The organism is Exiguobacterium sp. EA-TM-5, from assembly GCF_053878415.1.
Window position 1 is genome coordinate 2,368,602 of sequence record NZ_CM132670.1, and the last position, 26,557, is coordinate 2,395,158.

General features: G+C 47.7%; 29 protein-coding genes and 1 riboswitch. Of the genes, 6 read left to right on the forward strand and 23 right to left on the reverse strand.

The features are described 5' to 3' along the window. Nucleotides 1-2 precede the first annotated feature (2 nt). From ACV3PA_RS12550 to ACV3PA_RS12560, 3 genes are read right to left on the reverse strand one after another with little or no spacing between them, the layout of a single operon-like run. Nucleotides 3-794, reverse strand: coding sequence for an AAC(3) family N-acetyltransferase (locus tag ACV3PA_RS12550; RefSeq protein ID WP_053453040.1), 792 nt, complete (start codon nucleotides 792-794; stop codon nucleotides 3-5). Nucleotides 795-807: 13 nt separating this feature from the next. Further along, the gene (locus tag ACV3PA_RS12555; protein WP_456124991.1) at nucleotides 808-3,813 is read right to left on the reverse strand and encodes an AAA family ATPase; all 3,006 of its coding nucleotides are present in this window, start codon (nucleotides 3,811-3,813) and stop codon (nucleotides 808-810) included. After that, entirely contained in the window at nucleotides 3,795-4,916 is a 1,122-nt protein-coding gene (locus ACV3PA_RS12560) for an exonuclease SbcCD subunit D (protein WP_456124992.1), read from the reverse strand. The genes ACV3PA_RS12555 and ACV3PA_RS12560 overlap by 19 nt, the downstream gene beginning before the upstream one ends. Nucleotides 4,917-5,320: 404 nt before the next feature. On the opposite strand from ACV3PA_RS12560, the gene ACV3PA_RS12565 reads away from it, so the two are divergent. After that, nucleotides 5,321-5,695 carry a putative periplasmic lipoprotein gene (locus ACV3PA_RS12565; protein WP_053453038.1) on the forward strand — a complete coding sequence of 125 codons (375 nt, stop codon included), beginning with the start codon at nucleotides 5,321-5,323 and terminating at the stop codon, nucleotides 5,693-5,695. A gap of 126 nt (nucleotides 5,696-5,821) precedes the next feature. Here the strand turns inward: ACV3PA_RS12565 and ACV3PA_RS12570 are convergent, their stop codons facing one another. The 8 genes from ACV3PA_RS12570 to ACV3PA_RS12605 all read right to left on the reverse strand — a co-directional run bounded on the left by ACV3PA_RS12570 (nucleotide 5,822) and on the right by ACV3PA_RS12605 (nucleotide 11,685). Further along, nucleotides 5,822-6,178, reverse strand: a complete 357-nt coding sequence (locus ACV3PA_RS12570; protein ID WP_053453037.1) for a hypothetical protein — start codon at nucleotides 6,176-6,178, stop codon at nucleotides 5,822-5,824. Between the two features lie 121 nt (nucleotides 6,179-6,299). Next, entirely contained in the window at nucleotides 6,300-7,307 is a 1,008-nt protein-coding gene (locus ACV3PA_RS12575) for a ThiF family adenylyltransferase (RefSeq protein ID WP_053453036.1), read from the reverse strand. Continuing rightward, complete coding sequence (locus tag ACV3PA_RS12580) at nucleotides 7,304-8,068, reverse strand: thiazole synthase (RefSeq protein WP_053453035.1); 765 nt, start codon at nucleotides 8,066-8,068, stop codon at nucleotides 7,304-7,306. The genes ACV3PA_RS12575 and ACV3PA_RS12580 overlap by 4 nt, the downstream gene beginning before the upstream one ends. Nucleotides 8,069-8,070: 2 nt before the next feature. Next, the gene (thiS, locus tag ACV3PA_RS12585) at nucleotides 8,071-8,271 is read right to left on the reverse strand and encodes a sulfur carrier protein ThiS (protein WP_053453034.1); all 201 of its coding nucleotides are present in this window, start codon (nucleotides 8,269-8,271) and stop codon (nucleotides 8,071-8,073) included. Next, nucleotides 8,268-9,212 (reverse strand): FAD-dependent oxidoreductase, encoded by a 945-nt coding sequence (locus ACV3PA_RS12590; protein WP_456124993.1) that lies wholly within the window; start codon nucleotides 9,210-9,212, stop codon nucleotides 8,268-8,270. Before ACV3PA_RS12590 ends, thiS begins: the two co-directional genes overlap by 4 nt. After that, nucleotides 9,209-9,802 carry a thiamine phosphate synthase gene (locus ACV3PA_RS12595; protein WP_456124994.1) on the reverse strand — a complete coding sequence of 198 codons (594 nt, stop codon included), beginning with the start codon at nucleotides 9,800-9,802 and terminating at the stop codon, nucleotides 9,209-9,211. The genes ACV3PA_RS12590 and ACV3PA_RS12595 overlap by 4 nt, the downstream gene beginning before the upstream one ends. Nucleotides 9,803-9,883: 81 nt before the next feature. After that, nucleotides 9,884-9,986: riboswitch (TPP riboswitch) on the reverse strand. Nucleotides 9,987-10,042: 56 nt separating this feature from the next. Continuing rightward, complete coding sequence (gene nagZ, locus ACV3PA_RS12600; protein ID WP_053453031.1) at nucleotides 10,043-11,263, reverse strand: beta-N-acetylhexosaminidase; 1,221 nt, start codon at nucleotides 11,261-11,263, stop codon at nucleotides 10,043-10,045. Then, nucleotides 11,260-11,685: an OsmC family protein gene (locus tag ACV3PA_RS12605; RefSeq protein WP_023467853.1), complete on the reverse strand. Its 426-nt coding sequence runs from the start codon at nucleotides 11,683-11,685 to the stop codon at nucleotides 11,260-11,262. The genes nagZ and ACV3PA_RS12605 overlap by 4 nt, the downstream gene beginning before the upstream one ends. A 190-nt stretch (nucleotides 11,686-11,875) precedes the next feature. On the opposite strand from ACV3PA_RS12605, the gene ACV3PA_RS12610 reads away from it, so the two are divergent. Together ACV3PA_RS12610 and ACV3PA_RS12615 are read left to right on the forward strand one after the other, a co-directional pair. Continuing rightward, nucleotides 11,876-13,060, forward strand: a complete 1,185-nt coding sequence (locus ACV3PA_RS12610) for an MFS transporter (RefSeq protein ID WP_053453029.1) — start codon at nucleotides 11,876-11,878, stop codon at nucleotides 13,058-13,060. 127 nt (nucleotides 13,061-13,187) lie between these two features. Continuing rightward, nucleotides 13,188-13,676 (forward strand): DoxX family membrane protein, encoded by a 489-nt coding sequence (locus ACV3PA_RS12615; protein WP_456124995.1) that lies wholly within the window; start codon nucleotides 13,188-13,190, stop codon nucleotides 13,674-13,676. A gap of 27 nt (nucleotides 13,677-13,703) precedes the next feature. On the opposite strand, the gene ACV3PA_RS12620 is transcribed toward ACV3PA_RS12615, so the two are convergent. The 8 genes from ACV3PA_RS12620 to ACV3PA_RS12655 all read right to left on the reverse strand — a co-directional run bounded on the left by ACV3PA_RS12620 (nucleotide 13,704) and on the right by ACV3PA_RS12655 (nucleotide 18,796). Further along, nucleotides 13,704-13,997, reverse strand: a complete 294-nt coding sequence (locus tag ACV3PA_RS12620) for a hypothetical protein (RefSeq protein WP_053453028.1) — start codon at nucleotides 13,995-13,997, stop codon at nucleotides 13,704-13,706. 75 nt (nucleotides 13,998-14,072) lie between these two features. Then, on the reverse strand, nucleotides 14,073-15,140 hold the full coding sequence (locus ACV3PA_RS12625) for a hypothetical protein (RefSeq protein WP_053453027.1): 1,068 nt from the start codon (nucleotides 15,138-15,140) through the stop codon (nucleotides 14,073-14,075). 10 nt (nucleotides 15,141-15,150) lie between these two features. Beyond that, a complete protein-coding gene (locus ACV3PA_RS12630; protein ID WP_053453026.1) occupies nucleotides 15,151-15,966 on the reverse strand; it encodes a hypothetical protein in 816 nt (271 codons plus the stop codon). Then, nucleotides 15,963-16,640 carry an ATP-binding cassette domain-containing protein gene (locus tag ACV3PA_RS12635; protein WP_053453025.1) on the reverse strand — a complete coding sequence of 226 codons (678 nt, stop codon included), beginning with the start codon at nucleotides 16,638-16,640 and terminating at the stop codon, nucleotides 15,963-15,965. Before ACV3PA_RS12635 ends, ACV3PA_RS12630 begins: the two co-directional genes overlap by 4 nt. Beyond that, nucleotides 16,633-17,013, reverse strand: a complete 381-nt coding sequence (locus tag ACV3PA_RS12640; RefSeq protein WP_456124996.1) for a GntR family transcriptional regulator — start codon at nucleotides 17,011-17,013, stop codon at nucleotides 16,633-16,635. The genes ACV3PA_RS12635 and ACV3PA_RS12640 overlap by 8 nt, the downstream gene beginning before the upstream one ends. A 156-nt stretch (nucleotides 17,014-17,169) precedes the next feature. Further along, nucleotides 17,170-17,358, reverse strand: coding sequence for a hypothetical protein (locus tag ACV3PA_RS12645; RefSeq protein WP_029341324.1), 189 nt, complete (start codon nucleotides 17,356-17,358; stop codon nucleotides 17,170-17,172). A 13-nt stretch (nucleotides 17,359-17,371) separates the two neighbouring features. Then, the gene (locus ACV3PA_RS12650; RefSeq protein WP_456124997.1) at nucleotides 17,372-18,247 is read right to left on the reverse strand and encodes an SDR family oxidoreductase; all 876 of its coding nucleotides are present in this window, start codon (nucleotides 18,245-18,247) and stop codon (nucleotides 17,372-17,374) included. 87 nt (nucleotides 18,248-18,334) lie between these two features. Next, nucleotides 18,335-18,796: an NUDIX hydrolase gene (locus ACV3PA_RS12655; protein WP_053453023.1), complete on the reverse strand. Its 462-nt coding sequence runs from the start codon at nucleotides 18,794-18,796 to the stop codon at nucleotides 18,335-18,337. Nucleotides 18,797-19,122: 326 nt separating this feature from the next. Between ACV3PA_RS12655 and ACV3PA_RS12660 the strand changes: the two genes are divergently transcribed. Then, on the forward strand, nucleotides 19,123-19,860 hold the full coding sequence (locus ACV3PA_RS12660; RefSeq protein WP_053453022.1) for a peptidoglycan DD-metalloendopeptidase family protein: 738 nt from the start codon (nucleotides 19,123-19,125) through the stop codon (nucleotides 19,858-19,860). Between the two features lie 168 nt (nucleotides 19,861-20,028). On the opposite strand, the gene ACV3PA_RS12665 is transcribed toward ACV3PA_RS12660, so the two are convergent. Next, complete coding sequence (locus ACV3PA_RS12665; protein ID WP_456124998.1) at nucleotides 20,029-21,141, reverse strand: glycerol dehydrogenase; 1,113 nt, start codon at nucleotides 21,139-21,141, stop codon at nucleotides 20,029-20,031. Nucleotides 21,142-21,364: 223 nt separating this feature from the next. Between ACV3PA_RS12665 and ACV3PA_RS12670 the strand changes: the two genes are divergently transcribed. After that, complete coding sequence (locus ACV3PA_RS12670; protein WP_456124999.1) at nucleotides 21,365-21,730, forward strand: nuclear transport factor 2 family protein; 366 nt, start codon at nucleotides 21,365-21,367, stop codon at nucleotides 21,728-21,730. A 139-nt stretch (nucleotides 21,731-21,869) separates the two neighbouring features. Here ACV3PA_RS12670 and brnQ read toward each other — a convergent pair whose 3' ends face one another. After that, nucleotides 21,870-23,210, reverse strand: a complete 1,341-nt coding sequence (brnQ, locus tag ACV3PA_RS12675) for a branched-chain amino acid transport system II carrier protein (protein ID WP_456125000.1) — start codon at nucleotides 23,208-23,210, stop codon at nucleotides 21,870-21,872. Nucleotides 23,211-23,576: 366 nt separating this feature from the next. On the opposite strand from brnQ, the gene ACV3PA_RS12680 reads away from it, so the two are divergent. After that, nucleotides 23,577-24,455: an AraC family transcriptional regulator gene (locus ACV3PA_RS12680; protein ID WP_456125976.1), complete on the forward strand. Its 879-nt coding sequence runs from the start codon at nucleotides 23,577-23,579 to the stop codon at nucleotides 24,453-24,455. A 119-nt stretch (nucleotides 24,456-24,574) separates the two neighbouring features. On the opposite strand, the gene ACV3PA_RS12685 is transcribed toward ACV3PA_RS12680, so the two are convergent. Further along, complete coding sequence (locus ACV3PA_RS12685; RefSeq protein ID WP_456125001.1) at nucleotides 24,575-25,765, reverse strand: acetyl-CoA C-acetyltransferase; 1,191 nt, start codon at nucleotides 25,763-25,765, stop codon at nucleotides 24,575-24,577. Between the two features lie 13 nt (nucleotides 25,766-25,778). Beyond that, the gene (locus ACV3PA_RS12690; RefSeq protein ID WP_053453017.1) at nucleotides 25,779-26,555 is read right to left on the reverse strand and encodes a 3-hydroxybutyrate dehydrogenase; all 777 of its coding nucleotides are present in this window, start codon (nucleotides 26,553-26,555) and stop codon (nucleotides 25,779-25,781) included. Nucleotides 26,556-26,557 lie beyond the last annotated feature (2 nt).

Here is a 26,557-nt window from a genome sequence, read left to right on the forward strand (position 1 = left end):
TTTCAGAATAACCATTGATCAAGCGCTTTTAATTGCAACATGACGACAGGGATCGATGCTTTAGCATCGATTCGGTACGATTTTGCCTGCCCAATCAAACCCGACGTGACGAATTCGGCATTTTCTAACCCTTCGCCAATCGGTCCGAACGCATCACTATCTATTTGACGGTGTCGGTAATGGATGAACCGTTCTGTCGTTCCCTCTTTTACTTTGCAACCATCCTCGACATCTGGACGGCTCAAACCATACTCCGCGTAATGCCAGACCGTCGTCGTGTCCCATGGTGAGCCGATATGCAGAATTTGACCGTCCGCTTCAATAAAGCGTTCGATTGGTGAGCCAGGTCCGAAGCCGTTTTCTACTGTATGATCAGCAACAAACGCTGTTGCATTCTTACCCCACGCGGTAACCGACCACATCGGATGATCGCTTCGGACGACACCCGGGTACGTCCGGAAGACTTCCGGTACGCGCCCGATACCGCGCGTGACCGTTTTTGCCGGATCATAGGCTGGCATCTCCCGGCGGATCGTTTCCCACCATTCCTCGGGAACAGCCGGTTGACTCCAGTTCTTTGGATCCGAGTTATCCGTACTTTGCGCGGGCATCATGATTAAACCTTCTGCTGTAACGACTTCTTGTAATGCTTCAATCAAGGCTTGCACCCCACCTGGAATCCAGCCGATTTGCTTGAGAGACGTATGGACAAAAAGTTTCATCCCAGGTGTCACACCTAACTCGCGTAATGCTTCTTTGATTTGTGATTTCGTGACCATATTTCGTGTTTCCATCAATCTTAGCTCCTTACTCGACGACTAATGCAATCGTCGACCCCGTTTTTCCTTGTTTGACTTCGATTTTGGCATCAACACGAGATTTTAGTTCCTGGACGTGACTGATAATCCCGACCATTCGACCACTCGCTTGAATCGAAAGCAACGTTTCGATCGCTTGTTCAAGTGATTCTGGATCAAGCGTTCCGAATCCTTCATCGATGAACATCGTCTCGAGTGATACTCCACCGCTCGCTTCCTGAACGACTTCGGACAGTCCGAGTGCGAGGGCAAGCGACGCCTTGAAGCTCTCCCCACCGGACAACGTTTTGACGTGCCGTGTTTGTGACGTATAGGCATCAAAGACGTTTAAATCAAGTCCATATTTCTTGAGACCTTTTCCGGCTTCGGTCTTCCGCTCGAGCTGAAAACGACCAGATGTCATCTCATGCAGATGCCGGTTCGCAGCAAACAAGATCTCATCGAAGTACGCCGTCTGGACATACGTCTCAAATGTCATCCGTTGTGCATTTTCCCCGACACCCACGCGGGCGAGTTCTCCGATGATCCCGTATCTCGCGTCCTCATCCTCGATTTGTCGTTGTAAACTTTCCCAAGCTGCCATCAATTGGTCGATGTGTGCCCGTTCCTTCTCCAGCCCGACACGCCGATCCGTTTGCTCTGACAGTGTATTCGTCGTCTCTTTCACTACCGTCCGCAGCACTTCAAGATTCGGACGAACCTGTCCGTCCGTCTTCAAGCGAACTTGTTCCTGTTTTAACTTCAGTTCCTGTCGCTCTAAGCGATCCTGCTCCAAGCGGTCATGGAGATGACGAAGGTCTTCGCGCGATCTTCGCGCTTCGCGGAATGCTTCAATCGTCGGAAACGCTTCTTCGGTCAAGGCGACATGTAGTGCTTGTTCGCGTTTCGTTAGGCGTTCGCTCTGCTCCGAAAGCGCTTCGGTCAATTGACGGAATCGTCCTTGTTGTTCCGCTAAGTCGCGATCGAGCTGTTCCTTCTCGCGCAGCTGTTGCTGTTTGTCTTGCTCGAACTGTTTGATACGTGTTTCTGCCTGTTGTTGTTCCTCACGCAGTTCTGGTAACGATTTCGCGGTTTCTCCGGAGTGACTCAAACGTCCCGTCAGATGCGCCAATTCCGATTCGATACCAGTCCGATCTTTCACTACCCTATCGATGTTCAGTTGTAGCTGCTCCATGGATTGCTCGAGCTGTTGCAGGCGTATCTCAAGACGTCCTTTTTCCGTCTGCGATGCCACTAACCGCGCTTCCGTCTGTTCGACTTCTCGAAGCTGTAATGCAATAGCAGCGTGTCCTGACTCGTTTTCACTGGTCTGTTGAATCTCGGTTGTCAATTGTTGCAGACGCTCAGCAATCGTCCGGTAAGATGCCTGTAACTCTTGATGCGCCTGTTGTGCTTCTAAGAACTTCTGTTGAGCTATATCGACGGATAGTTCCTGCGCGACAGCGACAGCGTGTCGCGGATGGGTCGTGCTACCACAAACAGGACAAGCCGTTCCGTCCGTCAATCCTTTCGCAAGTTCAGCAGCTAGTTGCTCCCGTTCGCGTTTACGCGCTTCTTCATACTGGTGAGCCGCTGTCTCTTTTTGATCTCGAACGCTCGTACCGCGAACGATCAATTGTTGTCGTTCTGCTTCCAACTTGTCATGTTCAGCGTACTTCGTCGCTAGCTGTTGTAAGGTAAAGCGACGTTCTTGCGCCTGTAAGCGTTCCGCTCCAACGTTTTGCAGCGGACGAAGTTGTTCTTGAACCGTCTTACGGTCCACCCGTACTTGTTCAAGTTGTTTTCGTAACGTTTCCGGATCGAGTTGCTTCAACCGTTCCGAAAGCTGTTGTTGCTGTTGTTTCAAGACGGTTTCTGCTTCTAACCGTTCCCGTTCTTCCTGAATTTTTTCAAGGCGACGACTTAATTGTTCGATGTTCGGTTCTTCTACTAGCAAACGATTCACTTGTTCTTGTACGATCCCTTGTCGCTCCGTTAAGCGGTTGACCTGTTGCTCCGTTTCCTGTTCCCGCTGTTTAAGTTGCGTCAGTTGTTCCTGATCTTGTTGCCATTGATCATGAATCGGTGCAACGATTTGAGCGCGTTCAGCCGCTGTTGTTTCTTCTTGCATCCGCTCGATTTCCGGTAGGCAGTCTAGTAGCAACTGTTCCGTCTGTTGAAGCTTTTCTTGCTCTTGGAAAGCCGCTTCGAGTTGCTCGCCTTGTTGCAATTGCGTCGTTTTCTTCTCAACGATCGCACGAGTCTCTACTTCAGCTTGACGTGCAGCCGCTAACCATTCGTCGTGTTCTGTCGTCAAGGCGTCCGTCCGGAGACGAATATCTGCTTCTGTCAGTTCACTCCAGTTCGCTTGCAGTGGTAATTCCTCGAGTTTTGCCCACTGTTTCGTCTTCGTTTCCTTAATCCGTGCCGCAAGATCGAGCGCTTGCCGGTGCAAGCGTTGCTGGAACTCACCGTAGTGCTCCGTCTTGAACAGTTGCTTGAGAATCTGTAGCTTATCTTTCGACTCTGCCATCAACAGTTCACGGAACTTATTTTGCGGCAACAACAGGATTTGCGAAAACTGTTTATGATCGAGCTGGATCAACTCTTGAACGCGTTGTTTGATTTCCGGAATCTTGACCGCAAGCGGTTTCCACGTCGTCCCGTCGAACCGTGAGAACTCGGCTTCATGCGAATAACCGGTTTTGTTGACCGGATGCGGTTGACTCGGTTGGCGGATGATCCGGTACCGTTCCCCTTTAAGGGTAAACTCCAGTTCGACTTCCGTCTTTTGCTCAGGCACAGCGAAATGACTTCGCAGTTCGCTCATTTCCCGTTCGCCACCAGACGTCTCACCGTACAGAGCGAATGTTAGCGCATCGAAAATCGTCGTTTTCCCTGCCCCCGTATTCCCGGAAATGACGAACATCGTCCGCCCAGCAAGTGCTGTGAAATCAATCGTCTCTTCGCCAGCAAACGGTCCAAAGGCGCGTAATGTCAGTCGTTCTGGGCGCATGTCGCTTCCTCCTTCAAGACGGCTTGCATCGCTTCCGTCGGTTTCTTCTCACGGACTGCTTCATAAAACTCACTAAACAGATCCGCAACGGACGCATCCTTGACCTGTTCCCGCGACGCTTTGACCGCCCGTGTACTCTCGCGGACGAAACCGATTCGCTCGAGGTGCAAGATGTTCGGATAGATCTTTTTCAGCTTTCCCATCGGATCCATCAAGGCTTCGCCGTCCGTTAGATTGATTTTTAAGTAATCGTCCGTCGCTTGCGTCGCGACGAACGCCGGGTCTGTCAGTTCACTGAGACTACCGGTCACCTCTCGCAAGTCACGTTTTGGCGCAAGCGGTTCGAATCGACGATCGAACGCACCCGCATCGTTCAACGTCAACACATCGACCCCTTTAATATGATGTGCTTCTGAAAACGAATATTTCAAGAGTGATCCACTGTAGCGAACCGTCTCCGATTGAATCGCCAGCGGATTATGCAGATGACCGAGCGCCGTATAGGTAAACGGTGCAAATTGGCTCGCGCTGACTTGTCCTGCCGTACCGACCGACAATTGCCGCTCTGAATCCGTCTCGAGTCCACCGATGACAAAGGCATGTCCAACGAGGACACTCGGTCCCTCCGGTGAACAACTCGAAAGAATCGTTCGCATCGCGTCATCATGTGTCTTGATTGTCTCGTCCTTATGCACGTACCGGACTGTCGCTGGATCTGCGAAAGGCACCGGATAAAATGAAACCCCTTTGATCATGACGGGTGTAATGACCGGTGTTAGTTTTCCAACGAGATGCAGACCTGCCCGTTGCAACAAGGTCGTACCGAAACTCAAGCGTTCGGCCGAATCATGATTCCCACTAATTGCAACGACCGGGATGTCTCGGTCGAGAATCAAAGCAGCTAATGTCTCGTCAAGCAGTTCGACGGCTTCCGTCGGCGGCACGGCACGGTCGTATAAGTCTCCTGCAATGACGATCGCATCCGGTTTTTCTCGGTCGACGAGTGCTAAAAAATTCGCCAAAACCGCCCGTTGGTTCTCGAGCATTGATTCACCATGAACGATTTTTCCAAGATGCCAATCGGCAGTATGTATCCATTTCATCTTCATCACACTCACTTTTTAAATATAGTAGCTTAAGTGTAGCATGCGAGCGTTCGTTCTGCGACGAACATCCGTTTGGAATACCAAAAGCAGAAATGATTATGCTGCTTAGCGACTCAACCATAAATACTGCAGAAATAACAAGGTGTACTTCCTCTTGTTTAAGAGAAATACTACTCGTTATCTTTAGACTGAATTCCATAAATGATTTATACGATGTTCAGACAAATCCGACAAACATTTTGTTTTTTTGAGAAATCCTATTTTAGACCGCTCCCAATATCCAATAAATGTATTTCGTGTTAAGCTAGTAACGTCACATCTTAAGTAATAATTGAATCATGTTAGAACTTTCGTAAACGTTAATCGCTACGAATCATCCATCGAATATGAGGAGGTACAACATGAAAAAAATTATCCTGTTAGCTCTGTTATGTACTTCGTTATCGGCCTGTAACGTCAACGAGTCTAATCTCAGTTTTAGCGAGTTACAGACAGTACCTAACGATATACAAACGAAAATTGATCCCGACTTTAGTCTGCAATTAATCAATACGAAGGGCGATACCGCTTATGTTGTGTATCGCACAAAAAAATCAGTTGATACTGATCTTGAATCGCAAGAAAATACGGTAAAGATAAAATTAGATGAATCTAACGATACTAGTAAGAATGCGAAACAACATGTCTATAAATTAACGTTAGATCCTGAACATGAAATCATCGATGTCTATTTAAACGGGAAATCTACTGCATTTGATAATGTAACTAGTTCATGATTTTTTTATTTAAGTAAGAAAATAAACACATGCAAAATCCCCTCATTCTACTTTTGAAATGAGGGGATTTACAAACTAAGCAGGAGGCGAATGCCTCCTGCTTTCTGTGCTTTCACAACGAGCGTATTATTTCGTCCGTTGCTTTCTAAAACGTTGGACAGAACGAATCACGGAAACCGATCCGCCAATGATCGCGCCGACGCCGACGACGATGCCTGTTTTGAATTTTTTGCCCGTTGGTTCGGATGTATGCGTTGCTTGATTGTGTTCAAAAAGTTGTTGGAGGGGCGACGACGTCTCGACTTCGAGAATCTTCGATGCATCCTGATGCACATCTTCTCTACGTTCGACACTACAAGGTGACAGATAGAATGGGTTCAAGTTCGTCCGGTACCGATCCGGATTCCAGTTGGCTTGTTGGACAACTGCCTGTTTCTCTTCCGTCTGTGCCTGATCCTTCATCGGATCGAATTCTTGTTTCATCTGAATCACTCCTCTTCACGTTCAAAACCTATAGACCGTTTTACGTCTGAAGTCTTATTTACCTGTTTTTCAAACATTTAAAACACGTATATCAAAAATTAGTTTACTGTTTTTTGAACGTTTACCCGAAATAGGCATGATAGAGTCGTTTGGCTTTGACGAGATCGGATTCACCATGAATTAAGACGCGCCCATCTTGAAAGGCGACCATTCGATGTTCTTCTATTGTAAAAGCAAGTAAATACGGATTGTGAGCAGAAATTGCTGCGACCGGCTGAAGGCGTCGCTTCAACTGTTCGAGATCCCGCTTACCGTCCCCCCGAATTTGGACAGCGTCGCGACCGCAAAGTGCTGTAAAACGGACCGTCTGATCCGATAAATAAGGATACGTCGGTTGAGTACCACATGAGGGACATTCCTTTTGCTTCAACGATTGAACGTTGATTTGTTGGAATGTATTCGACCACACATCAAAGGCAAGTAAACGTGTCCGCATGGCATCCGTCTTTCCACTTAACCACTTCAGCGCTTCTGTCACTTGTAGAGAGGCGACCATCTGAACAGCTGGACTGATGATTCCTGCCGTATCACACGTCTCCTGATCACGTGGTAATTGATCGAGTAAACAATGGAGACACGGTGTCTCCCCCGGACGAACAGTGAAAGTAATCCCATAACTACCGACACATCCACCGTAAATCCACGGAATCGATCGCATCAATGCCATGTCGTTCATCAGTAAACGAATATCGAAATTATCCGTCGCGTCGATGATCAAATCGATGTCGTCTAACAGCCACGTCAGTGACGCCCGGTCGACGTCTAATACGTGTGCTTCGATCGTCACCGTCGAATTGATTGCCTCAAGACGCGCTTTCGCAGCAATCGCCTTCGGTACGATGTGACGCGCATCGTCCTCGGTATAAAGCTGTTGCCGTTGTAGATTACTCCACTCGACGTAATCCCGATCGACGATTCGGACGACGCCGACACCGGCACGAACGAGTTGTTCTGCCGATGCGGTTCCGAGCGCCCCCATCCCGATGATCAGCACCTTTGCTGCTGAAAAGCGCTCTTGTCCGGATTCCCCGATCGGTTGAAACCGAGTTTGGCGTGAGTAGCGGTTCATCGAATCAATCCACTCGTTGGACTACTCGCGATCGCATATTGTTTCTTCTCAATCCGTCCCGCTTCGTATCCTAAACGTCCCGCTTCAACTGCTAGTCGCATCGCGCGCGCCATCTTGACCGGGTCTTGAGCATGGGCGACCGCTGAGTTCAATAAGACACCGTCCGCTCCAAGTTCCATCGCATAGGCAACATCAGTCGGTGAACCAATGCCGGCGTCGACGATGACCGGGACCGTTGTCTGTTCGATAATGAATTGCAGATGAAGTGGGTTGAGAATACCTTGCCCGGAGCCGATTGGTGATGCTGCTGGCATGATCGCGTGACAGCCGAGTTCTTCGAGGCGTCGTGCAAGGACGACGTCGTCCGAAGTATATGGTAAGACGATGAATCCTTCTTTAAGCAACTCTTCAGAGGCGCGTAATGTCTCGATTGGGTCCGGTAACAAGGTCTTGTCGCAACCGATCACTTCAACTTTTACCATGTCACACATCCCGGATGCTCGTGCGAGCTTCGCTAACCGGACGGCTTCCTCTGCTGTCTTCGCACCAGCTGTGTTCGGCAGTAAATCGTACTTCGTTAAATCAAGCGACTCTAAGAAATTCGATTGTTGTTTATCAAAGATGTCGAGTCTCCGGATAGCGAACGTCAAGATTTGTGAAGCCGAAGCGTCAATCGCCTCCTGCTGTACCGTAGCATTCGTATATTTTCCTGTACCGAGTAATAACCGTGAGTCAAATGTCTTTTCTCCAATTTTCAGCATGTTTATCCTCCTCCTACGAAATGAACGATTTCAAATGTGTCATGATCCCGAACGACCGTCTGACCGTAAGCCCCGCGATCGATGATCACTCGGTTCTGTTCGACGATGACGAGCTTTTCCCCCAAGCCGAGTTGCACGAGCATATCCTCGATTGTTTCAATCTGTTCGATCTTATGGTCGTTTCCGTTAATCGTAATGTTCATCGGACTTCCTCCTTCTGGATCAACCGTAATGTATTTGCCAAGACCTCCGCTGTCGCCGGTGCGAGTAAAATCCCATGCCGGTGATGACCGGTCGCTAGGAAGATGCGACGCGATGACGAAGCGACTCCGATGTACGGTAAGCCGGATATCGTTTGTGGTCGTACGCCGGACCAGACTTCTTCGATGACTGCATCACGAATCGGTGGATAAAGCCGCACTGCTGCATGAAGCAGTGACGTAACCCCCGCGACACTGACGCCGACCGTCTCATCGTGCGGTAATTCGGTCGCACCGATCAAAATCCGTCCGTCCGCTTTCGGTACAAGATAGACAGAATCATTGAACAGAATCGAGCTTAACGGTCGTCCCGCGAGACGGACCGCCAAACACTCGCCTTTGACGCCATATGTCGCAATCGAAATGTCGGCTGTCGCAAGTATTGCTTGTGATCCGCGCCCAGCAGCCACCGTTACCGTACGTCCCGTCCATATTCCAGTATTCGACTCGATCTTCACGACATCATCACTCTCCTCGAGACGCGTGACATCCACCTGTTCTTCAATCGATACGCCACGTGCGTGTAAGGCACACATCAATGCATTGGTCATTCGTCGCGGGTCGATTTGACCGACCGATGGAAATAAGTATTCTTGTCCGTCTCGTTTTAACAAAAACGGTTGTTCCAGGTAGCCGCAATCGATGCCAGTCTCCCGTTCAAGTCGACGTGCGAGTAACGGATACAGACGGCGACTTCGAGCGGCTAGCGCATGCAGTTCATCACGTAGCTCAATATCCGTCGCAAGCATTCCGGCAGCTGCGCGACTCGTCCCTTGACCGCATGTTTCGCGCTCAAGGACAAGAACGGATTCGTTCTGACAGGCGAGACTGTAAGCAAGCGTCAAACCAATGACTCCACCACCAATGATGATGTGATCCGTCATACCCTAACCTCCTGATAACGCTGAATGGCAGCAAGTGGGTCCGTTTGACCGAGGATGCCGGATAAGACGGCGATTCCGGTTGCACCGGTCGCTGCGATCTCAGGAATACGATCTAGTGTGATGCCGCCGATTGCGATGACTGGTTTTGTCGTGAAGGTAACGACTTGTTTGAGAGCATCAACACCACGTGGCGGAAGATCCTGCTTCGACGCCGTCGGATAAATATGACCGTAGAGCAATTGATCAGCTCCTTCTGCCTCAGCCGCGAGCGCCTCTGCCAGTGAATGGACGGATTTACCGATTGTCAGATCTGGAAAGTGTCTTCGGACATCACCGACGCGTAAGGATCGTCGGGTCAACTGCACACCGATGCCAGCGACATGCGCAACGTCGACGCGGTCATGGACCGTTAATTGATCAGGCAAATATCCTTGCCGAAGGAGTGTTTCAATTAGATCAAGTAATTCTGCCGCTGATAAGTTCGGTTCCCGCAGATGCAATTGATTGGTATAGGGTTGAAGGAATTGAAAGATTTCGGCCCCATCTCGCAAATCGATCGAACCTGTTGAAATCAGATGTAAACGCATCATATCTTCCTTTCTAGACGAAAAAGGACCACTCCCGATGTTGAAAGGAGTGGTCCGAAAATGCGCTGCAGCGCTAAGGATATCTAAGGTTTCGAGCCACTTCCCTCCGCTAGTACGAACTAGATCAGGTTCAAAGGGTCCGGATACTTCCGTCTCAGTCTGCTGGGAGACTCCCCTAGTGTCTTTTCGTGTTTAATTGGCTTGCCCCATTAGTCTAGCATGAGTCGCTTTCCTTCGCTAGTCCTAGTTGAGCGCTTCCACTTGCTGAACGAGCTCCGATTTCGTCGGTCGCTGTTGCTTCTGGCTGTTGGCATACGTCTGCTTCAGCTTCAGGATTCGCATCACTTTCGCATCGAGCATCTCGGTCGTCAGCGTTTCATCTTTGACGGCTTGCATCACTTCAGCATGAACTTTCGCATAAGCACCTGCCTCTGAAAACATTGCCATGTCAGCTCCATTGACGAGTGATTGCCGCGCCGCTTCCGCAAGACCGTATTGTTGCGTGATCGCTCCCATGACGAGATCATCTGTGATGATGACGCCGTTGAATCCGAGTTTCTGACGCAAGAGATCAGTCAGGATCGGCTTCGAGAGCGAGGATGGATTTTGATCGTCATACGCGGGATACAGAATATGGGCGACCATTATCATCTCGGCCCCCTCTTGAATCGCTTCTTGGAACGGTAACAGTTCCGTTCGCTTCAGTTCTTCCTTTGATGCCGTCACTTTCGGCAGTCCAACATGGGAATCGACACTCGTATTACCGTGACCAGGAAAATGTTTGACGACCGGAATCGTGCCAGTCTCTTGCATCCCGTGCATCAGTGCTGTACCGAACGTCGCGACGGTCTTCGGCTCTGCACTTAAGGCACGATCACCGATGATCGGATTGTTCGGATTACTGTTAACGTCAAGGACTGGTGCAAAGTCCATGTTGAATCCATAGTACCGCGATACATGACCGAGCGTGCGTCCGACGTCTTCCATTTTCGCCATATTTGCGCCTTGCGCCATACGTTGACTCGTCGGCAGACGTAATCGTTGATCAGGTACCCGACTGACCCGTCCGCCTTCCTCGTCAATCCCGACGAACGCATATGGCTTTTGGTTCGTCTCTTGAATCGCACGCGTGAACGTTAACAATTGTTCTTCTGACGTGATGTTTCCGCCGAGCAGTAAGACGCCACCAATCGCATGCGTCCGCAACAACTGCCGGTCTGCCGCTGAAAGTTCCGTACCAGCGACTCCGATATAGAGGAGCTGATCGATTTTTTCAGACGTCGACATCGCTGCCAGTTGTTGTTTTAGTTGTGCGTGTTGTCGTTCTTCCTTCGTCGGCTCAGGCTTTGGCTTCTTCGCTTCAGTCGGTTGCTTCGCTTCTGGTTGTGATGGTTTCGTTGATTCCGTCGTCTCCTGCGCACACCCTGCAAGCAACAGGCAGCCGATCAGTACAGTCTTCTTCACAAAGGATCCTCGCTCCGGACACCATTGATGGAATAATAGACGGAAATCTCAGCGTTCAGGGATTGTGAGACCGAACAATATTTATCTTTTGATAACGAAATGGCACGACGGACCTTATCTTCCGGCAAATCACCTTCGAGTCGGTAATGAATCGAGATCGATGTGAAACGCCGTGGATGATCCTCTGCCCGTTCTCCTTCAATATCCATCTCGAAATGAGTGATCGTCAAGCGCATCTTCTCTAAAATCGAGACGATATCAATCCCAGTACAGCCGGCAACGGCATGTAGCAGGAGCTCGGTCGGTCGTGGCGCTTGGTTTTCACCGCCGTTTTCGGGTGCTGCGTCCATCGCGAGATGATGACCTGATTCTGTTTGTCCACTAAACCCCATCTGTTTGTTCCATGTCACTGTCGCTTGCATCGTTTCCACTCCTTTATCAGTAGTCTTCTCCTGTAGTATACGCAAAAAACAGAAACCTTGGAAATTCACGCGCTATTTTGAATAATGGTTCTTTTCTCGGAATCACGCTTTGCGATACCCGACGAAATCGTTTCGTGCTATCCTGTTACTCATAGTTTCGCGCGCAAGCGCTAGAATTGAGGAATCATCCATGTCACCTACTACTCGTTTAAGTCGACGCGATTGGCTCTTGATTGCCACGTTGTCGCTCCTGACGTTCGTTCTCGGAACGAGCGAATTCGTCATCGTCGGAATCCTCGCTGAAATCTCCTCAGCCCTTGATATCACGATCGCAACAGCGGGTACGCTCGTCTCAGCCTTTGCCATCTCCTTTGCGATTGGTACACCAATCGTCATGTCGATGACCGGTCATCTGGAACGGCGTCGCCTGATCCTACGTCTGTTACTTGCCTGGGTCTTACTGAATCTTGCCAGTAGTTTTGCACCAAGTTATGAAGTATTGCTCGCAACCCGTATCCTGACAGCCATCTTGACCGGCGTCTTGATTTCACTCGCGATGGTCGTCGCAAGTGACGGTGTTCCGGTCGCGAAGCGCGGTGTTGCCGTCTCGTTCATTTTCGGTGGTTTTACACTCGCAAACGTCCTTGGTGTTCCGATTGGTACGTTCATCGGTCAACACGCTGGATTCGAAGCCACGTTCTGGCTGACGACATTCATGGGATTAATCGCGTTCCTCGCCGTATGGAAGATCGTTCCCGTCCAGCAATCGACCGGTTCTGGTTCGATTAAAGAGCAGCTCGGATTGTTAGCCAACCCACGGATCTTGATCGCCTTCTTTATTCCGTCGTTCGGCTTCGGGGCAACGTACGTCGTCTACACGTACCTTGTACCAATCCTCCAAACGGAACTCGGCATCGCGAAGACATGGATCAGTCCGATCTTGCTCGCTTACGGTGTCGTCTCGATCTTCAGTAACATCCTTGCCGGTAAAATCGCCAGCAAAAATCCGATGGGTCGCTTACGATTCGTCTTCGTCGTGCAAGCGATCGTCCTTGCTGCGTTATACTTCACAACAGCATCCCTTTCACTTGGTCTGTTTAATATCGCTTTGATGTCGCTGATGTCAATTTTACTGACGACTTCGACACAGATCTACTTGATTGATCTCGCTGAAAAGTTCAATCCGGAAGCAAAAGGACTCGCTGCTTCATTGATGCCTGTCGCAAGTAACGTTGGGATCGCCTTCGGTTCCGCACTCGGTGGAATCGTCTATGCGAACGGTCCGATGATGAACACGGCACTCGTCGGTGGACTAGTCGCGCTCGTTGCTGCGTTATTGACCGCGATCAGTCATCGCCTCGATCAACGGTCGTGAAACCGTTACCTTATGCTTTTTTGTAACAGGTCGATGACGGTTCGATGACGTTATGATGATAGTCCCCATCTGACTGACGTTTTTTCAGTATGATGGGGACTATGTTGTAGTAGAGGAGTGTCTGAAAGTGAAAGCATTACACATGATCGGTCTTGGTCTGTTGACAATCATCCGACTCTGGCTCGGAATTCAGTGGTTCATCGCCGGAATCGGCAAGTACATCAATGGCTTCGATGCAAAACCGTTTCTCGAAGGAGCGCTCGCAAAAGCGACAGGCGAAGATGCACTCGTCAGTTCGTGGTATGCGACGTGGATCGAGCAACTCGCCTTACCGAACGTCGGGGTGATCAACGCCCTGATTCCGTTCGCGGAACTCGTCGTCGGCATTTTGTTGATTCTTAGTCTGTTGACGGTTCCTGCACTCGTCGTCGGGAGCATCATGAATCTCAATTACTTACTTGCAGGGACGATTGCGTTGAACCCGGTCTTCCTAGCAGCAGCTGTCGTCTTACTTGCTGCAGGACGCTTTGCGTATTACATCGGCATCGATCACTGGATCATGCGCTGGTATCGCTCGTCGCAGCAACCACATCCCCTTGACCGAATTCCGGTCTAACGAAAAACTCTCCCGCACGCGGGAGAGTTATTTTTTTTGTTGTTCGAGAATCGTCTGCTGTGTCGGAGTTCCACCGACAGAGACCGTCCGCTCGAGGAACAAATAAGGTTTACCATCGACTTCAAAACGACGGTCACCGAGATAACGTGCCGAGTGCCCATCCGTTGCGAGCTTTTGTTCGATTGCTGCGACATGTTCGTCGAGTGAATAAAACCGATCGTCAAACGTCAACGTGATGTTTTTCTTACGATATCCGAGTAGGAAATTGTAGTAGAACCAGTACATGGCACCTGCGAAGATGACAAAAATCAAGAATTGCATGTGAGCTCCCCCTTTGTATAGTCTTTATACGTTGGAAGAAAACAGGAGGTTTCAAATATTTCACTTTTTTGTAGTTCAGTTAATTGTCATCCCGTTGAGTTGAAGGTCACTCTTAGGCATGTCATATTTAATTGTTCCCTCATATCGAACTTCTTCAGTCCGTGCATCTAAAACAAGGATAGATGTGCCATTTTTCTTTGTCTCGATGAAGGAATACACTAAATCGTTCTCAAGGATTGCCGATGTGTGTCGTTGCACTTCATTGGCATCTCGTTTTGGTAAATCAAAACGATGCTGCGTGAATTGCTTTGTTCGTAAGTCGTACGTCGACCAATTGATTTTCGTTTCAGTCATGTTCTCTGTCATCCCTACGACGGCACCTTCGTCTATCACACGTGTGTCCCACATGTCTTCAACTTCAAGGAACTTCAATCGTGTCGATGTTGAATTGTCTCTCAGATAAACTCTTGTCTTGGCGTCGTCAGGCATCTGTCGGTATAAGACACGATTCTGATAAATGGCAAGTACCTCATCATCTTCTGTTAGTTGAAATGGTAAATCCATGAGTTGGACTGTTTTTTTCTTTAAATCAATTACGTAGATATTGTTTGTACCTGGTTTTTGTACAACATCGCCAATTCGTTTAACATATAACTTCTGTTTCGTTCGTTGAAATGGTCGATAGTAGATCCCTTTAGTCTTTGCCGGTTTTGGTAAAGAAACAGTCTGCACCTTTTCCGTGCCACGTTTCCACGATTGTAGTTCCCATGATCCATCTTCATTGACGTGTAATCCAAATACCTCTTTGTCTTGCTCATATCGTGATAATTCGATTTGGCTCATGAAATGCCGGAAACTGCGTGGAGCATCCGTCACGTCGGAGTAATCTCTAGCGAACTCAGACAAATAATTCGTTCGCTTTTTTTCAACTTCTCCTTTTAACGTGACTTCGTAATCTGTTTTATAACTTTCAGGATCATTGAACTCGAATTGAAGTTGTTTCACCAATCGATCATTTGGAGTTCCCTGTATCGTTTGAACCGTAAATGTAGGTTCTTCTGTTGAAGAAGAGTACACGACATACACTCCAAGTGTCAAAATACAAATGACTCCAAGACATAACATATATTTATAGGTTCGCATAGTATACTCCTCACACCGTGATTTTTCGTTGCAGTAATCGAAGACTTTTCCAGATAATATACGTGAAGTAACACAGACCTAACCCAATCAGAAGAAACATTGCCTCTGTCTCTAGTAAGAGACGTGTTTCATCTAAAAGCACTAATATACCAATGGTTAAGGCAACAGGAACAAAAATTTCAAGTCCAATTCTGATGATTGCTTTACCTTTACGAAATGAACGTTCGATTAAAACCAACAAGAAAATAATACTGACAATGAATAGTGAAATGGCGAGAATGATTCCCAAGTCGATCAGATTCATCGTATAAAAATCGTTCATAACGTTTCGAACTGGACTTAAGCCACTCTGGTTTTTGTATTCCGGTTGAATCAACCAATCAAATAGATAAAAACTTGATTGCAATACACACCACTGAATTCCAATAAAACTTATGATGATCAAAAAGACTGTCGTCAATTTCGAGAAGAAGATGCTTGCTCGACTTCCAGGAAGCATTAGTAAACGATAAATATACTTTGTTTCTCCTAACCAATCCCGGTACCAAATTTGAATCGCATAGATGACAACAATCGCCATTCCGATCAGAGTCATATAACTAAAGAAAGAGGACGCCTCAGAGTATCCGAGTGTATCAATTTGTTTAAGTGCTTCTGCGACGGAAACTCGGTTAAGTTCTATGAAATTCTCGACTTTTCGTTCGTGATACATGACTTGCGCAACGATTGATGCTAACTCAATCGCTACCATTGCTAGTACAACGATCACATAAAGCTTAAAACTCCGTTTAATCTCTTCATTCGTCAATTGTATGTATTGTTTCATCGTTGATAGACCTCCCGCATCCGGTCCTGAACCGATTTCCCGTACAGTTCTCGCATCTCTTCCGTCTCATGTTCATCGATGATCCGACCGTCCTGTAAGAAGACGACTCGATCAATCAAGTGCTCGATTTCCTGAATTTCGTGTGTCGTCATCAAGATGCCACGTCCTTCCATGAAATGACTCGAGAATAGTCCAGCAATCTGTTCTTTCGTAAACAAATCGATTCCAGCGAACGGTTCGTCGAGCAATAAGTACGGACGATCGAGGGCAAATCCAAGGATCAAGCTGACCTTTGCCTGGTTCCCTTTTGATAAGTCTGTGATCTTGTCCGTCGAAAGTAGCTGGAAGATCCGCATCAATTCATCGGCTGTCGCTTGGTTCCAGTCTGAATAATAATCCGCCATATAGGTCAGGGCATCACCAACCGTCATGTAGCCAGGCATCGTCTGGATATCCGGAACGAAGGCGATCTTATTTCGGTTGATCTCGCCATCGACGAGAACCGTTCCCGCGTTGACTGGGACGAGACCTGCGATTGCCTTCAAGATTGTTGATTTCCCCTCACCGTTCAGTCCGATTAAACACGTCAGTTGATCCATCGGAACCGAGAACGAGACACCTTGAAGGACTGGTTTTTTACCGTATTTTTTTTGTAAGCCATGGACTTCAAGCATCAATCTTCCTCCGTTCCGTTTCCTGATAGACGGTCTCGACCTTCGAGACGATCTCATCGAGTGGGATTTGAATCGCCTTGACGGCATCGATAAATTCAGAAACTGCTTCTTCCAGCATCTCGGCACGTACTTTTTGGACGACTTGTGGATCGCGTGTAATCTTACTCGGGACATTCCGTTCTGTCGTAATCAATTGCTGCTCCTCCATCTCTTTATATGCTTTTTGTGCGGTATTCGGATTAATTCCGAGCTGTGCGGCGATTTCGCGGCGGGACGGGATCTCTTGCCCGCTTTGCAATTCCTCGGTCGCGATTCGTTGTTTAAACCAACGGACGACCTGCAGGTACACCGGGCTTCTTTGGTCGAACTGCATCGGTAGACCTCCCTTTCCTGTTTAATGTATTAAAACAATAATACACTTCTCCTCTGTATCATACTCACCATACAGTTTGACTGTCAAGCCGGTTTTTTGTTTCTGTCACGAAAAAGCCACCATCCTCGATTGGGATGGTGGCTCTGATCAATTCAATCAGTACGGATTCGGATCTTCCTGCGGTGTATCCGGAATCTCGGTTGGTTCTGGGAACGTATCCGGTTCCGGCTGACGGACCGGGTCTTCCTGTGGCGTATCTGGCACCTCGCTCGGTGGTGTCTGCGGTATCTCGTCCGGTTGATGATCCGGTTCGCGTTCAGGCACTTCATTCGGATTCTTCTTCATCTTGATCTCCCCCTTACGACGTGATGTAATCGCCGCCGTTGATATGAATCGTCTGACCCGTGACGTAACTTGAATCGCGGGAGGCGAGATAGACATAGGCCGGTGCGTTTTCTGACGGTTGTCCCCGGCGTTTCATTAACGTATCTTCCCCATGCGCCTCAACTTTTTCCTTCGAGAACGTCGCTGGAATGAGCGGTGTCCAGATCGGACCGGGTGCGACCGCATTAACGCGGATTCCCTTCTCGATCAAGCTCGAGGCAAGTGAGCGTGTCAATGTCGTGATTGCCCCTTTCGTCGCTGAGTAATCGATCAACGTTGGTGCTCCACGATAAGCCGTCACCGATGAAGTATTAATGATCGTATCTTCTTTATGCAAATGTGGGAGCGCAGCCTGAATCAAATAAAACATCGAAAAGACATTCGTCTCGAACGTTTCCTTCAATTGTTCTGGTGTAATAGCGAGGAAATCATCCTGCGGGAATTGTTTCCCGGCATTATTGACGACAATGTTCAATTGACCGAATTCCTCAATAACCGTATCGATGATCTCTTGTGCATTTTCCGGTTGACTGACATCTTTTGCGATTTTTAAGGCTTTGACCCCGTAGCCTTCAATCAACGATTTCGTCTTTTCCGCGTCTTTCCCCTCATTTAAGTAAACGATCGCGACGTTTGCCCCTTCTTTCGCATAAGCGACAGCGACGGCACGACCGATTCCACTGTCCCCACCCGTGATCAGCGCGACTTTTCCTGTCAGTTTTCCTGAACCGACATAATCTGGATCATCGTAGATGGGTTCTGGTTTCATGGCGTACTCGACACCGGGTTGTTGTTCCTGTGTCTGCCCTCGTGCTTCTTGATGCATCGCTTCGAACTGTTCTTCTCTCATGAACGATCAGCTCCCTTATCACTGTTGAATGAACTACATGATTAACCATTCCCTTGCGATACATCTATAAACGTTTTTCTGGAAAAGTCAGATGTCATTCGTCAACAGCGTTGGGAATGTATTCGTTCGGAGCATGTGCACGAGTTCACTTGGGTACACTGTATACTGATCCAGTTTGTCAAACGGAACAAAGCGATACGTCAACCCTTCACCTTCTGGACCATAAAAATCTTCTGTTAATAAAGGCAGCGGCTCTCGGCACGTCACATCATAAAACATCCCCAGTTCATGAAATTGGTGATCGGCATACTCAAAGAAATTTTCATGCAGGAAACGGAAGACCGGTGGCTCAATCAACTGACCGAGTTCTTCTACTAATTCACGTTCAATCGCTTTGGCACCACATTCACCGAACTGGACACGCCCTCCCGGTAATGACCAAAAATCATCTTCTCCTTGACGATGAATCAAAAGATGTCCATCTTGAATCAACAGCGCCACTGCGCGAATGTTAAGCTTTTTTTGATTTACTGTAAACGTTAAATCCATCTCATTTCCCACTCTCTAATTTTAGTTTCCCCATACTTTTTCATCATTTCCCATGATTGTATTTTGTCATCAAATTCATCTCGTTGTAATATAAATTCATCTTGATTTTAAGGCATTTTTACATTGAATAACTATTCAATATTACAACAATTGTTATTAGAATATATTTAAGCAATCGAATTGAAACACAAAGGTCTGATGTTTGAATGCTATACTCTCGTTAGTCAAATGACCGCATCACTCACTTCAATACACACTAAACGCATCCACTTCTATAGATGTCATTCCGACGACAACACAAGATATTCAACTTAGGAGGAACATTCATGAAACGAACAATCACGACGTTAGCAATGAGCGCCCTCGTTGTTTCAGGTTTTGCAGCTACGGGTAATGGTAAGGTTGAAGCCGCTTCTGGCTCATCGTATAAAGTAAAAATTAAAGCAGACGGACTCCGTGTCCGGACTGGTCCATCGTTGAAACACCGCATCGTCGACGGCGTCAATGCGGGTCAAACGTTCAAATACCTCGGTCAGACAGGAAACTGGACGAAGATCATGCATAAAGGTGAAAAGCGCTTCGTTTATTCCGGTTATGTCAAGAAGTACAGTACTTCTAGTAAATCAGCGAAAAAAGCATCGTTTTCTTCGTCAACTGGATTCATTCGTCCGACAAGCGGACCAATTACGCAAGGTTACGGAAATGCTAGCGGCAAGTACGGCTACACGTTCCACAACGGAATTGACTTCGGAGCACCTACAGGAGCACCCGTTAAAGCAGCTGCTGCCGGAAAAGTCATCAAGTCGTCATATCAAGGAGCATATGGAAACCATGTCATGGTCGAACATAAAGTGAACGGTATTTCGTACACAACAGTGTATGCTCACCTTAGCAAACGTTCTGTCTTCGTCGGTCAATCGATTCCTAAAGGCGCAAACATCGGAGCTGTCGGTAGCACTGGTAACTCATTCGGATCTCACTTACATTTCGAGATCCATCGTGGTAATTATGTCTACAGCGGTTCATCTGCAGCAAGCAGTGTTAACCCACTCGCCTTCTTGTAAACAAGCACGTTTAAGGTACCTCAATGGAGGTACCTTTTTATATGTATATGGCAATTCATCATATCCAACACTATCTAATACTGTCAATTTTATACTTGTATCATTTTTAAATAAGGGCACAAAAAAATCACTTCTTCTAAAAAGAAAAAGTGATTTTAAAATACCTAATCAAGAAGAAGTACGTTTCGCTTGGTACGCTTTCGAATAGCGATCGGCTGCGATGATCGCATCAGCGACTTCGTCAGCTGTGACGTTGAATCCACTGTGAATCGTCTCGCCTTCAGCTGTCGCTGCCTCGCCGACTTTGACGATATCCTCACGTGACGCATCCTTTAGCTTGACGTCTTCGAGCGTCACCGGTAAGCCAAGATCCATGTAGAGCGCGATATACCGCTCGATTTCTTCTTGTGGATGTTCTTCGAGCGCCAGCTGAACGAGTGTACCGAAAGCAACCTTCTCTCCATGCGTCAAGTGATGGATGTCCCCATCAAGTGCCGTGAATCCATTGTGAATCGCATGCGCTGCAGCTAGTCCGCCACTCTCAAAGCCAAGTCCACTTAAGAGCGTATTGGCTTCGACGACAGCTTCGAGTGCCGGCGTGACGACTTGTGCCTGAACGGATTCATAGGCTAGACGCCCGTGCTCGAACAAGACTTCTTCGCACCGTTTTGCGATGGCTTGCGCGGCAATCGTCGGTCTACCGCCTGCCATCGTCTGTCCACCAAAGGCGACGACGCTTCGGACCTCGACCCATGTTGCCAGCGCATCAGCGATGCCGGACGCGAAGAACCGCGCTGGTGCTTGCGCAATCAGCTTCGTATCGACAAGGACGAGATCCGGATTCTTCTTATAGAAGCGATAACTTTCAAAAATTCCTTCGTCGGAATAAATGACAGACAGAGCACTCGTTGGCGCGTCAGTTGAAGCCAGTGTCGGCACGATGACGACGGAAACGTTCAGTTCATCTGAAACGGCTTTTGCTGTATCGAGCGTTTTCCCGCCACCAACACCCATGACGAATCGGACATTTGCCGCTTTTGCCTGCTCAGCGATTCGTTTCACTTCATGGCGCGAAGCTTCGCCACTAAAATCTGCTTTCTCGATGCCGACGTTTTCGCTCGACAACGACTGCTCAACACGTTCCTTGACGATTTTCCAAACGACATCATCCGCGATGACGAGCGCTTTTTCACCGAACGGGCTCACATATGTACCGAGCCGGTCAATGACATCCTTTCCTTGGACATACTTCGAGGGACTAATGAAGACACGTTCTGACATGTTTCAACATCCTTTCTGTAAGGGGCACGATGATCAATGACATACAGTAGAGCAATTGCCGTTTCGACTGATCGTTAAACCCCCACTTAGACGTCTGAGAGTCAAACATGTAGAAATTGGCTAGATTTCGACAGACTTAGTGAAATATCATGAATCATAAGTCACAGGCTATTCTTTCTTTCAATTTGATAAAATAGAAAAAAGGAAGATAGGAGAGATAACAATGGACAACAGCGACTCAATAAAGAGGTTACTTCTCGAACGAGAGCAAAAATTATTAGAATCCGAAATTCGAAGAAACGCAGAAGAATTACATAAATTATTAGCCCCAACTTTTTTTGAAATTGGTAGTTCGGGCAAGATGATGTATAGAGGTGAAAGGACAGACCAAATTCAGCTAAGCACTGTCCACATGCAGCTGAGTGATTTTGAAATCCATCCGCTTTCAAAGGAAATTGTTTTAACGACTTACAGGATCTATGACGTATTAAATGATCAATCTTCATTACGCAGCTCGATATGGAAATGGATTGATGACGAATGGAAAATGCATTTCCATCAAGGAACCAGAGTACTTTGCTCTACCTAACACCTATCTTGGAACCGAACAAGGTTCATTCCTCTGAATTGATGTCTAATGATGCTTCATTTAAAAACATCTTCATACAAAAAAACCTGAATGGGATTCTTAAAGCAGGAATCCATCATTCAGGTTTTTTTCAGAGATATTAAGCAACTCGCGACGACGATTGTGTCTCCGCTGTTTTATTCCCAACGATTGCCCCGATCACCCCGCCGATGATAGCTGGAACAACCCATCCGAGACTGACGGAAGCAAAAGGTAACACCTCATTGAACACTTTTGTGACGACCGAGACATTGAGCCCTGCTGTCTGTAATCCATCAAACAAGCTGACGACGAATGTCATCCATAGCGCCCCTTGATAAACGGCTGGTTTTCCTTTGAAGAGTGGATGCAAGAACGTCAAGAAAATCAGACAAATCGCCAGTGGATAAAGCGTCATCAAGACTGGTTTAGAAACGGCGAGCAATTGGTTCAGACCGATGTTCGCGACGAGTGCGCTGAAGACTGATAGACCAATCGTCCATTTGACGTATGAGATTTTTGGCACGAGTGCCGAGAAGAACGACGCACATGCCGTAATCAAACCGACACTTGTCGTCATACAGGCGACTGTAATCATCAGACCGAGTAAGATTGCGCCATACTCACCGAAGTAATGATCCGACACGGCAGACAAAATCTCGGCTCCGTTTGCGAGTTGACCAATCTCCGAGACACTCGACGCACCCATGAACGCAAGCGCTGTATAGGTAATCGCAAGTAAAGCGGCTGCGATCAAAGAAGCTTTCGTACAAATCAGCAACAATTGTCGTTTCGATGTGACACCTTTTTCCTTGATTGCTGCGATGATGATGATGCCGAAGACGAAGGCACCTAGCGCATCAAGTGTCATGTATCCTTCTTGGAAACCATTAAAGAAGGCATTCGACTGATATGTCTTCAAAGGATTCTGAAAACTTCCGATTGGATGAAGAACAGCAACGATGATCAAGAGTCCAATGAACGTAATCTTGATCGGTGTCAGAACTTTACCAACGACATCGACAATCTTTGTCGGGTTCAACGATAAAAGACAAGCAACCGTGTAGAACAAGACCGTGAAGATGAGTAATGGCCAATGGCTCGTCGACTCGCTGAAGAATGGCTTGATTCCGATCTCGTATGAGACCGTTCCGGCACGTGGAATCGCAAAGAATGGTCCAATTGCCAGATACAAGATGACTGAGAAGCCGATTCCGAAAATAGGATGGACTCGTGACGCCATCGCTTGTAGATCGCGTTCCCCTGAGTACGCGAAGGCAAGAATCGCTAGCAATGGTAGACCGACACCGGTAACGAGGAAGCCGGCATTGGCGACCCAGACATGCTCCCCTGCGAGCTGCCCGAGCATCGGCGGAAAGATGAGATTTCCTGCCCCGAAGAATAAGGCGAAGAGCATCATGCCGATGACGATGATGAATGATGTTGGAACTGTTTTAGACATAATAAACCCCCACTGATGATTTCCGACTTCATCCGCTCCCTAAGCTGATGAAGTACTTCGTTCGAAAGAATAACATACGTTTAAGAGCTCGTGCTAGGAGTTTATCTGGAGAATATTCTGAAAATTATGCAGAAAGTTTGATATATCTTGTTTCTACATAATTTGTTACGTCTGTGCGTCGAAGCGTGAAACCGGATTCATAAGTTCATCTGACGGAGTAGGAGCTTTCACTTCTTTCTAAAAAAGAAGATAATATAAATTGTTCACAATGATGACTCTCACCAATCGACTTAATTCGTATGTAAAGAATCAAGTTTCCTTTGTCAGCGGCACGTATAGTGAATAGAGAAAGGAGGGGAATGAATGTTGCTCGATCAATTAAATCAATTAATGCGTTATATCGATGAACATTTGACGGAAGAACTATCACCTCAAGACATTACTCGACTGACAGGACTATCCGATTATCATTTTCGAAGAATGTTTTCTTATATGTCCGGAGTAACATTAACGGAGTATATTAAACAACGGCGTTTATCAGAAGCGAATCGCGACTTGATTCAAGGTGCTTCTGTCACTACGGTCGCCTTCCAGTATGGCTTCCGTTCTGTAGAAGGTTTTTCGAGAGCTTTTCGTAACTGGTCAGGTTATTTACCGTCATTTGCCATAAAACATCAGATTCAAAAAACCTTTCCTCCTTTCACATTTTATTTAGAAATTAAAGGAGGAACTTCAATGGAGTTTAAAATCGAAGAAAAAAGTTCATTTTTTATAACAGGTGTCTCTAAACGTGTCTCAATTCAATTTGAAGGGGTTAATGAATCCATCCTTGAGCTTGCCCAATCCATCACTGCGGAGCAAAGACAACAAATGAAGGCAATGGCTGATCTTTACCCTCATCATGTATTGAATGTATCATTTGACCATGAGGAGCAATTCCAGGAAGAAACCGGTTCACTTACTCATATGTTAGGATATGCTACAACACAAAAATTAACTGATTCCAGTATAGGACTTGAACAGTTGTACATCGCTGCATCGACATGGGTCATTTTCCCGAATCGTGGACCTTTCCCAGCAACTTTACAAGAGACGATGGCTCGCTCATATTCTGAATGGTTACCTTCCTCTGGTTATGAATTGATTAACTTGCCTGCCATCTCCTTTACGATTCACGGTGACGACCCTGAACAGGTGTACAGTGAAGTATGGGTAGCAGTTTCAAAGAAAAGTAGTGAACAATAATTCTATATGTGTTAGCAAACGAAAAAGCCGTCTTCTCATCAAACGAAGACAGCTTAAATGTCACACACTCCTTTAAGTTATAGTGAACTGAGGTAGTGTTTTCATTTATGCTAATTCAATTATCCTCTTACAGACTTTACGATCGTCGCCACCCCTTGACCGCCACCGACACATAACGTCGCAAGACCATGCGTCTCACCTGTCCGCTCAAGTTCATGAATCAATGTCACGAGAATCCGCGCCCCACTCGCGCCGATTGGATGACCGAGAGCAATTGCTCCGCCGTTCCGGTTGAGTTTCTCATGCGGGAACTGAAGCTCCGCATCGACCGCAAGGGATTGCGCTGCGAACGCTTCATTCGCTTCAATGACATCGATATCGTCAAGCGAGAGTTTCCCTTTACCGAGTGCCTTCTGAACCGCTTGAACTGGACCGATCCCCATGATGCTCGGATCAACACCAGACGTTCCGTTCGCGACGATCTCAACGAGTGGTGTCACGCCAAGTTCTTTTGCCTTCTCCTCTGACATGATGACGAGCGCGGCAGCACCGTCATTGATACCAGATGCATTACCTGCCGTGACCGTTCCGTCCTTCTTGAATGCCGGGCGCAAACGACTGAGTGTTTCAACAGACGTTCCGGCGCGCGGGAACTCATCCTTATCAAAACGAATCGGATCGCCTTTTCGTTGTGGAATCAGAACCGGTGTGATTTCCGAGATGAACCGTCCTTCTGCTAATGCTGTCTGTGCTTTTTGCTGACTCGTCGCGGCAAACTGATCCTGCGCTTCGCGGGAGAGTTCATACGCATCGGCTAAATTCTCTGCTGTGATGCCCATGTGATAGTCGTTAAAGGCACACTCGAGTCCATCTTGGATGATCGTATCGACGAGTGGTTGGTCACCCATCTTCAGTCCAGACCGTGCGCCCGCGAGGACATACGGTGCTTGGCTCATGTTCTCCATCCCACCGGCAACGATGACGTCGGCTTCGCCTGACTTGATTGCCTGATACGCGAGATGGACGGCAGAGAGCCCGGATCCACAGACCTTGTTGACGGTCATCGCGGGACACGTCTCTGGTAACCCAGCAGCCAGTGCCGCCTGACGTGCTGGATTTTGACCAAGTCCTGCTGAGAGAACGTTGCCGAAAAAGACTTCATCGACTTGACTTCCTGCGACACCAGCTTTCTCGAGTGCTGCGCGGATGACGGTCGCTCCAAGTTCCGTTGCTTTGACATCCTTCAAACTTCCATTGAAATTCCCGATCGCCGTGCGCGTCGCACTGACTATGACGACTGCTTCACTCATCTGCTCCATCTCCTTATTGAATCGTGTATCCACCATCAAGTACGTTCGCTTGTCCGGTGATGCCTTTTGCTTTGTGGCTCGCAAGGAACAACGCATAATCTGCGATTTCCTCGACGGCGAGCAGACGTTTTTGCGGGACGAGCGGATAGATGACTTCTTCAAGTACCTTCTCAAGCTCGACGTGTCGTGTTTTCGCTAAGTCTTCCATTTGATTACGAACGAGTGGTGTATCAACGTAACCCGGACAAATCGCGTTGACGGTGATCCCGTGCTCCGCACCTTCAAGGGCTGCGACCTTCGTTAGACCGAGCAACCCATGTTTCGCTGAATTATATGCTGCTTTACCGGCAAAGCCGATCAAGCCGTTGATCGATGCCATGTTAAGGATGCGACCGTAGCCTTGTTCCTTCATGATCGGAAAGGCATGTTTGATGGCCATGAACGGTGCCGTCAACATGATCTTAATCATCAATTCGAACTTCTCCGTCGGAAACTCTTCGATCGGTGAGACATGTTGAAGACCGGCGTTGTTGATCAAGACGTCGAGTCGACCGAACTGTTCGACCGTTTGCTTCAAGACCGCTTCGACTTGTGCTTCATCGGTGACGTTTAACGTCATCCCGACTGCTTCATGACCGGCCGAACGAATCGATGCTGCAGCTTCCTCTGCTGCTTCCGCACGGACATCCGTGACGACGACTTTCGCTCCTGCTGCTGCGAACGCCTTTGAGATTTCAAGACCAATCCCACTCCCTGCACCTGTAACGAGTACGATATCTCCTTGTACCATCA

Bases quoted from the DNA above. Each gene is read 5' to 3' on its own strand.
- ACV3PA_RS12550 (WP_053453040.1), bottom strand. From the start codon at position 794: ATGGAAACACGAAATATGGTCACGAAATCACAAATCAAAGAAGCATTA.
- ACV3PA_RS12555 (WP_456124991.1), bottom strand. From the start codon at position 3,813: ATGCGCCCAGAACGACTGACATTACGCGCCTTTGGACCGTTTGCTGGC.
- ACV3PA_RS12560 (WP_456124992.1), bottom strand. From the start codon at position 4,916: ATGAAATGGATACATACTGCCGATTGGCATCTTGGAAAAATCGTTCAT.
- ACV3PA_RS12565 (WP_053453038.1), top strand. From the start codon at position 5,321: ATGAAAAAAATTATCCTGTTAGCTCTGTTATGTACTTCGTTATCGGCC.
- ACV3PA_RS12570 (WP_053453037.1), bottom strand. From the start codon at position 6,178: ATGAAACAAGAATTCGATCCGATGAAGGATCAGGCACAGACGGAAGAG.
- ACV3PA_RS12575 (WP_053453036.1), bottom strand. From the start codon at position 7,307: ATGAACCGCTACTCACGCCAAACTCGGTTTCAACCGATCGGGGAATCC.
- ACV3PA_RS12580 (WP_053453035.1), bottom strand. From the start codon at position 8,068: ATGCTGAAAATTGGAGAAAAGACATTTGACTCACGGTTATTACTCGGT.
- thiS (WP_053453034.1), bottom strand. From the start codon at position 8,271: ATGAACATTACGATTAACGGAAACGACCATAAGATCGAACAGATTGAA.
- ACV3PA_RS12590 (WP_456124993.1), bottom strand. From the start codon at position 9,212: ATGACGGATCACATCATCATTGGTGGTGGAGTCATTGGTTTGACGCTT.
- ACV3PA_RS12595 (WP_456124994.1), bottom strand. From the start codon at position 9,802: ATGATGCGTTTACATCTGATTTCAACAGGTTCGATCGATTTGCGAGAT.
- ACV3PA_RS12605 (WP_023467853.1), bottom strand. From the start codon at position 11,685: ATGCAAGCGACAGTGACATGGAACAAACAGATGGGGTTTAGTGGACAA.
- ACV3PA_RS12610 (WP_053453029.1), top strand. From the start codon at position 11,876: ATGTCACCTACTACTCGTTTAAGTCGACGCGATTGGCTCTTGATTGCC.
- ACV3PA_RS12620 (WP_053453028.1), bottom strand. From the start codon at position 13,997: ATGCAATTCTTGATTTTTGTCATCTTCGCAGGTGCCATGTACTGGTTC.
- ACV3PA_RS12625 (WP_053453027.1), bottom strand. From the start codon at position 15,140: ATGCGAACCTATAAATATATGTTATGTCTTGGAGTCATTTGTATTTTG.
- ACV3PA_RS12630 (WP_053453026.1), bottom strand. From the start codon at position 15,966: ATGAAACAATACATACAATTGACGAATGAAGAGATTAAACGGAGTTTT.
- ACV3PA_RS12635 (WP_053453025.1), bottom strand. From the start codon at position 16,640: ATGCTTGAAGTCCATGGCTTACAAAAAAAATACGGTAAAAAACCAGTC.
- ACV3PA_RS12640 (WP_456124996.1), bottom strand. From the start codon at position 17,013: ATGCAGTTCGACCAAAGAAGCCCGGTGTACCTGCAGGTCGTCCGTTGG.
- ACV3PA_RS12645 (WP_029341324.1), bottom strand. From the start codon at position 17,358: ATGAAGAAGAATCCGAATGAAGTGCCTGAACGCGAACCGGATCATCAA.
- ACV3PA_RS12650 (WP_456124997.1), bottom strand. From the start codon at position 18,247: ATGAGAGAAGAACAGTTCGAAGCGATGCATCAAGAAGCACGAGGGCAG.
- ACV3PA_RS12655 (WP_053453023.1), bottom strand. From the start codon at position 18,796: ATGGATTTAACGTTTACAGTAAATCAAAAAAAGCTTAACATTCGCGCA.
- ACV3PA_RS12660 (WP_053453022.1), top strand. From the start codon at position 19,123: ATGAAACGAACAATCACGACGTTAGCAATGAGCGCCCTCGTTGTTTCA.
- ACV3PA_RS12665 (WP_456124998.1), bottom strand. From the start codon at position 21,141: ATGTCAGAACGTGTCTTCATTAGTCCCTCGAAGTATGTCCAAGGAAAG.
- ACV3PA_RS12670 (WP_456124999.1), top strand. From the start codon at position 21,365: ATGGACAACAGCGACTCAATAAAGAGGTTACTTCTCGAACGAGAGCAA.
- brnQ (WP_456125000.1), bottom strand. From the start codon at position 23,210: ATGTCTAAAACAGTTCCAACATCATTCATCATCGTCATCGGCATGATG.
- ACV3PA_RS12685 (WP_456125001.1), bottom strand. From the start codon at position 25,765: ATGAGTGAAGCAGTCGTCATAGTCAGTGCGACGCGCACGGCGATCGGG.
- ACV3PA_RS12690 (WP_053453017.1), bottom strand. From the start codon at position 26,555: ATGGTACAAGGAGATATCGTACTCGTTACAGGTGCAGGGAGTGGGATT.